Raw genomic sequence first — 5,713 nt, 5'->3', positions numbered from 1 at the left:
GGGGAAGATCAGCCCTTGTGCGCCTTGACGGCCTCGGTGAGCTGCGGAGCGACGTTGAACAGATCGCCGACGATGCCGAAGTCCGCGATCTCGAAGATCGGGGCTTCCTCGTCCTTGTTCACGGCGACGATGGTCTTCGACGTCTGCATGCCGGCACGGTGCTGGATGGCACCGGAGATGCCGAGCGCGATGTACAGCTGCGGGGAGACCGTCTTACCGGTCTGACCGACCTGGAACTGGCCCGGGTAGTAGCCGGAGTCGACCGCGGCACGCGAGGCACCGACAGCGGCACCGAGCGAATCGGCGAGTTCCTCGACGACGGTGAACTTGTCGGCGCTGCCGACACCGCGACCACCGGAGACGACGACGGTCGCCTCGGTGAGTTCGGGGCGGTCGCCGCCGACGATCGGATCACGCGAGGTGATCTTGACGGCACCCTCGTCCTGGGCCGGAACCTCGACGGAAACCTTCTCGCCTGCACCGGCTTCGGGCTTCGCCTCGATGGCGCCCGGGCGGACCGAGATGACCGGGACGTCGCCGTTGGCCTTCGCGTCGACGGTGAACGCGCCACCGAAGATGGAGTGCACGGCACTGCCGTCGGACTTCACGTCGACGACGTCGACGAGCAGGCCGGAGCCGATGCGGGCAGCAAGACGTCCGGAGACCTCCTTGCCCTCGACGCTGGCGGCGGTGATGACCGCGGCCGGGGCGGCCGACTCGACGAGCGACGCGAGCACGTCGACCTTCGGCGTGACCAGGTAGCCCTCGATGTCGTCCGACTCGGCGACGTAGATCTTGGCCGCGCCTGCGGCGGCGAGGCCCTCGGCCAGCTTGTCGGCGGTCCCGGCGGGACCGGTGACCACTGCGGCCGGCTCACCGAGCGCGCGAGCGGCGGTGATGAGTTCGGTGCTGACCTTCTTCAGTGCACCCTCTGCGTGCTCGACGAGCACCAGTACTTCTGCCATGTCTAACTCTCCCTGTATGTGTCTGCTGGTCTGTAGAGGGGCGCGATCAGATGATCTTCTGGCCCACGAGGTAGGCAGCGATCTTGCTGCCGCCGTCGCCCTCGTCGACGATGCGCTCACCAGCGGTACGCGGGGGCTTGGGGGTGGAGGCGGTGACGGTGGTGCCCGCGTTGGCGACACCGACAGTCTCCGGGTCGACACCGAGGTCGGCCAGCGTGTAGACGAGAACTTCCTTCTTCTTCGCGGCCATGATGCCCTTGAAGGAGGGGAAGCGGGGCTCGTTGATCTTCTCGGTGACGCTGACGATGGCCGGCAGGCTCGCCTCGAGGCCGAAGACGCCCTCGTCGGTCTCGCGCTCACCGGTGACGGTGCCGTCGGCGACGGTGAGCTTGCGCAGCTGCGTGAGCTGCGGGATGCCCAAGTACTCGGCGATGATGGCCGGAACGGCGCCGACGCGGCCGTCGGTGGCCTCGTTGCCGGCGATGATCAGGTCGGCGGGCTCTTCGTTCTCGAACGTGATCTGCCCGAGCGCCGCGGCCAGGGTCCACGCGGTCTGCACCGCGTCGGAGCCGTGCAGGGCCGGGTCGTTGATGTGCACTGCCTTGTCGGCACCCATGGACAGGGCCTTGCGGATGGCGTCGGTGGCGCGGTCCGGACCTGCGGAGAGGACGGTCACCTCGCCGCCCTGGGCCTCCTTGATCAGAAGCGCTTCTTCGACGGCGCGCTCGTTGATCTCGTCGAGCACTGCATCGGCGGCCTCGCGGTCAAGCGTGTAGTCGCCGTCGGTCAGCTTGCGCTCGGACCACGTGTCGGGGACCTGCTTGATCAAAACAACGATGTTCGTCATGGGTCTTCGTCGACCTCCTGTGTGTTCTTGCGTGGTTATCGTGAGTCGCTCCGCGCGGGCCGAGCTCTCGTCTTCGATATTTCGTCGCACGATTGCTCTGCGACAGATTACCCCACGCTAAGTTACCCGTTGGTAACTTGCGCGAAAGTCTCGTTCACCATAACGGCCGAAACCGCATTTCACCGCTGTGATGTAGACCACCTGGACGAGCGACCTTGCCGGGGGCACTAACCTCGCAGCGGTGAGCGAATCATTTGTCGGCGACCGCGAGGACGCACCACTGCCCCTCACGGGCGAGCGGACCGTGCCCGGTATCCCCGAGGAGAACTACTGGTTCCGGCGGCACGAGGTCGTCTACCGCGACCTCCTCCCCCGCTGCGCGGAACGCCGGGTACTCGAGGCCGGATCCGGAGAAGGCTACGGCGCCAACATGATTGCCGATGTGGCACGGAGCGTCACCGGACTCGACTACGACATCTCCGCCGTCGAACACGTCCGCGTGCGGTACCCCCGGGTCGAGATGCTGCACGGCAACCTCGCCGAGCTTCCCCTCGGCGACGAGTCCGTCGACACCGTCGTCAATTTCCAGGTGATCGAACACCTGTGGGACCAAGCACAATTCCTGCGCGAATGCTTCCGGGTGCTGACCCCCGGAGGGGAGCTGCTCGTCAGTACCCCCAACCGCATCACGTTCTCGCCGGGCCGCGACACGCCGCTGAATCCCTTCCACACCCGCGAACTCGACGCGGCCGAGCTGACCGAACTACTCGAGGAGGCCGGATTCACCGTCGCCCTCATGACCGGCGTGCACCACGGCACGCGACTGAAGGCCCTCGACGCGAAGCACGGCGGCTCGTTCATCGGCGCGCAGATCGACCGCGCTCTCGCCGGCGAACCGTGGCCCGAGGAACTCACCCGCGACGTCGAGGGCATCACCGTCGACGATTTCGCACTGCACGAGGGCGACATCGACGACAGCCTCGACCTGGTGGCCATCGCGGTGAAGGATCCCGTTCGGTGACCGAATCCGACAACCGCACCGGAGCCGGCGACGCGACGGAACCCGGCATGTTCTGCCTGGTCCTGCACTCCCACCTGCCCTGGCTCGCCCACCACGGCCGCTGGCCCGTCGGCGAGGAATGGCTGTACCAGTCGTGGGCGGCGTCGTACCTCCCGCTCACCGCGATGCTGCGGCGGCTGTCCGACGAGGGTCGCTCGCATCTGCTGACGCTCGGGATCACCCCCGTTCTCGCAGCTCAGCTCGATGATCCGCACTGCCTCGCCGGGATGCACCACTGGCTCGGGAACTGGCAGATCCGCGCGCACGAGGCGGCAGGCATGCCCGACGACGCGCACCGCGAACTCGGTGCGCGCGAACACCGTGCGTCCGCCGCCGCGCTCGCCGACTTCGAGGTGCGCTGGCGCCACGGCGGCTCCCCGGTGCTGCGCGACCTCCTCGACCGCGAAGCGTTCGAACTGCTCGGCGGTCCGCTCGCCCACCCGTTCCAGCCGCTGCTCGATCCGCGGTTGCGCGCGTTCTCCCTCCGCGAGGGGCTCGCCGACGCGGCCGCCCGGTGGAATTGCACGCCGACAGGTATCTGGGGGCCCGAATGCGGGTACACCCCCGGCATGGAGACCGGATACGCCGAGGCCGGCGTCACGCATTTCATGGTCGACGGTCCCGCCCTGCGCGGCGACACCTCCCTCGGCCGGCCGGTCCGGGAGTCGGACGTGGTCGCGTTCGGGCGCGATCTGCAGGTCAGCTACCGGGTGTGGTCGCCGAAATCGGGCTACCCCGGCCACGGCGCGTACCGCGACTTCCACACCTACGACCACGCCACCGGACTCAAACCGGCCCGGGTCACCGGCCGCACGGTCGACTCGGCCGACAAGGCGCCGTACGACCCCGCCCTCGCGTCGGCGGCCGTCGACCGGCACGTGGCCGACTTCGTCGCCACCATCCGCAAGCGGCTGCGCGACGAGTCCGGCCGGATCGGCCGGCCCGCACTGGTCGTCGCCGCGTTCGACACGGAACTGTTCGGGCACTGGTGGCACGAGGGCCCCGAGTGGCTGGAGAAGGTGCTGCGCGCGCTGCCCGAGGCCGGGATCCGGGTCGGCACCCTCGACGACGCCCGGCAGCAGGGCTATGTCGGCGAACCCGTCCAGCTCGAGAACTCGTCGTGGGGATCCGGTAAGGACTGGCGGGTGTGGGCCGGCGATCAGGTCGCGGACCTGGTGCAACTCAACTCGGAGGTGGTCGGGACCGCCCTCGACACCGTCGACACGACCCACGACGCCGACGCCGCACCCGGACGTCCCGCGCTGCGGAACCGCGTGAACGATCAGCTGCTGCGCGAGGCCCTGATGACGGTGTCGAGCGACTGGGCGTTCATGGTCAGCAAGGATTCGGCGGCCGGATACGCCCGCGACCGGGCACACAAGCACGCGCACGCCACCCGGGAGATCGCCACCGCCGTGTCGGCGGGCAAGGATACGGCCGCGGCCAGGCTCGCACACGGATGGAACCGCGCCGACAACCTGTTCCCCGGGCTCGACGCGCGTCGTCTTCCCGCCGCGGACCGGATGGCGGGCACCGAGGGAGGGGCGTCGTGAAGATCCTGATCATGTCGTGGGAGTACCCACCCGTCGTGGTCGGCGGTCTCGGCCGCCACGTCCACCACCTGGCCACCGAACTCGCCGCGGCCGGACACGAAGTGGTGGTGCTGTCGCGGCGGCCGTCGGGCACCGACGCGTCGACCCATCCCACCGTCACCCACATCGAGGACGGCGTCCTGGTGGTCGCCGTCGCCGAAGACCCCGCGCACTTCGTGTTCGGCGAAGACATGCTGGCGTGGACGCTCGCGATGGGTCACGCGATGGTGCGGGCCGGCGTCGCCCTGCACAAGCCGGGTGTCGGGGAGGGCTGGCAGCCGGACGTGGTGCACGCACACGACTGGCTGGTGGCGCACCCGGCCATCGCGCTGGCCGAATTCTACGACGTCCCTTTGGTTTCCACGCTCCACGCCACCGAGGCCGGGCGGCACAGCGGCTGGGTGTCGGGGCGGATCAACCGGCAGGTGCATTCGGTCGAATGGTGGCTGGCCAACGAATCCGACGCCCTCATCACGTGTTCCGCGTCGATGCAGGACGAAGTGACCACCCTCTACGGGCCGCAGCTCCCGCCGATCACGGTGATCCGCAACGGAATCGACCTCACCACGTGGAATTTCCGCGAGCGCGCGCCACGGTCCGGACCGCCGAAACTACTGTTCGTCGGCCGCCTCGAATACGAGAAGGGCGTGCAGGACGCCATCGCCGCGCTCCCCCGCATCCGCCGCAGCCACCCCGGCACGACGCTGTCGATCGCCGGGGAAGGCACCCAGTTCACCTGGCTCTACCAGCAGGCCCGCACCCACCGCGTCGCCCGCGCCGTGCACTTCCTCGGCAACCTCGACCACGTCGAACTGCTCGGGTGGCTGCACGGCGCCGACGCCATCGTCCTGCCCAGCCGGTACGAGCCGTTCGGCATCATCGCGCTCGAGGCCGCCGCCTCCGGAACCCCGCTCGTCGCGTCCACCGCGGGCGGTCTCGGCGAAGCGGTCGTCGACGGCGAAACCGGCATGTCGTTCCAGCCGGGCGACGTGACCGGACTCACGTCCGCGGTCCGGGAGGTCCTCGACGACCCGGCAGGGGCGCAACAGCGTGCAGTCGCCGCCCGCGACCGCCTCACCGCCGATTTCGACTGGCACAAGGTGGCCGAGGAGACCGTCCACGTCTACGCGGGCGCCAAACGTCGCGTGCGGCATCCGCTGGCGCGGCCGGAGATTCCCGAGCGCCCCCTACCCGGCCGCTGACCGGTGCGAATGTACCGTTCGGCGCCTTCTGTGCGCCGAACGGTACA

The 5,713-nt window shown here is 69.1% G+C and carries 5 protein-coding genes; 3 read left to right on the top strand and 2 right to left on the bottom strand.

What is annotated here, in order from left to right; genetic code table 11:
• Positions 1 to 8: 8 nt before the first annotated feature.
• Together ACFTZB_RS42315 and ACFTZB_RS42310 are read right to left on the bottom strand one after the other, a co-directional pair.
• Positions 9 to 965, bottom strand: coding sequence for an electron transfer flavoprotein subunit alpha/FixB family protein (locus tag ACFTZB_RS42315; RefSeq protein ID WP_124392728.1), 957 nt, complete (start codon positions 963 to 965; stop codon positions 9 to 11).
• Between the two features lie 46 nt (positions 966 to 1,011).
• Entirely contained in the window at positions 1,012 to 1,812 is an 801-nt protein-coding gene (locus ACFTZB_RS42310) for an electron transfer flavoprotein subunit beta/FixA family protein (RefSeq protein WP_005259535.1), read from the bottom strand.
• A 241-nt stretch (positions 1,813 to 2,053) separates the two neighbouring features.
• Between ACFTZB_RS42310 and ACFTZB_RS42305 the strand changes: the two genes are divergently transcribed.
• From ACFTZB_RS42305 to ACFTZB_RS42295, 3 genes are read left to right on the top strand one after another with little or no spacing between them, the layout of a single operon-like run.
• A complete protein-coding gene (locus tag ACFTZB_RS42305; RefSeq protein WP_378441435.1) occupies positions 2,054 to 2,833 on the top strand; it encodes a class I SAM-dependent methyltransferase in 780 nt (259 codons plus the stop codon).
• Entirely contained in the window at positions 2,830 to 4,425 is a 1,596-nt protein-coding gene (locus tag ACFTZB_RS42300; RefSeq protein ID WP_378441433.1) for a 1,4-alpha-glucan branching protein domain-containing protein, read from the top strand. Before ACFTZB_RS42305 ends, ACFTZB_RS42300 begins: the two co-directional genes overlap by 4 nt.
• A complete protein-coding gene (locus ACFTZB_RS42295; RefSeq protein ID WP_378441431.1) occupies positions 4,422 to 5,666 on the top strand; it encodes a glycosyltransferase family 4 protein in 1,245 nt (414 codons plus the stop codon). Before ACFTZB_RS42300 ends, ACFTZB_RS42295 begins: the two co-directional genes overlap by 4 nt.
• Positions 5,667 to 5,713 lie beyond the last annotated feature (47 nt).

The organism is Rhodococcus sp. NPDC057014 (assembly GCF_042673295.1).
In the GTDB taxonomy this organism is placed as follows: Bacteria; Actinomycetota; Actinomycetes; order Mycobacteriales; family Mycobacteriaceae; genus Rhodococcus_F.
This window is presented reverse-complemented; position numbering and strand designations above follow the sequence as displayed.

Excerpts from the sequence above, each read along its gene's own strand:
- ACFTZB_RS42315 (WP_124392728.1), bottom strand. The coding sequence starts at position 965 with ATGGCAGAAGTACTGGTGCTCGTCGAGCACGCAGAGGGTGCACTGAAG.
- ACFTZB_RS42310 (WP_005259535.1), bottom strand. The coding sequence starts at position 1,812 with ATGACGAACATCGTTGTTTTGATCAAGCAGGTCCCCGACACGTGGTCC.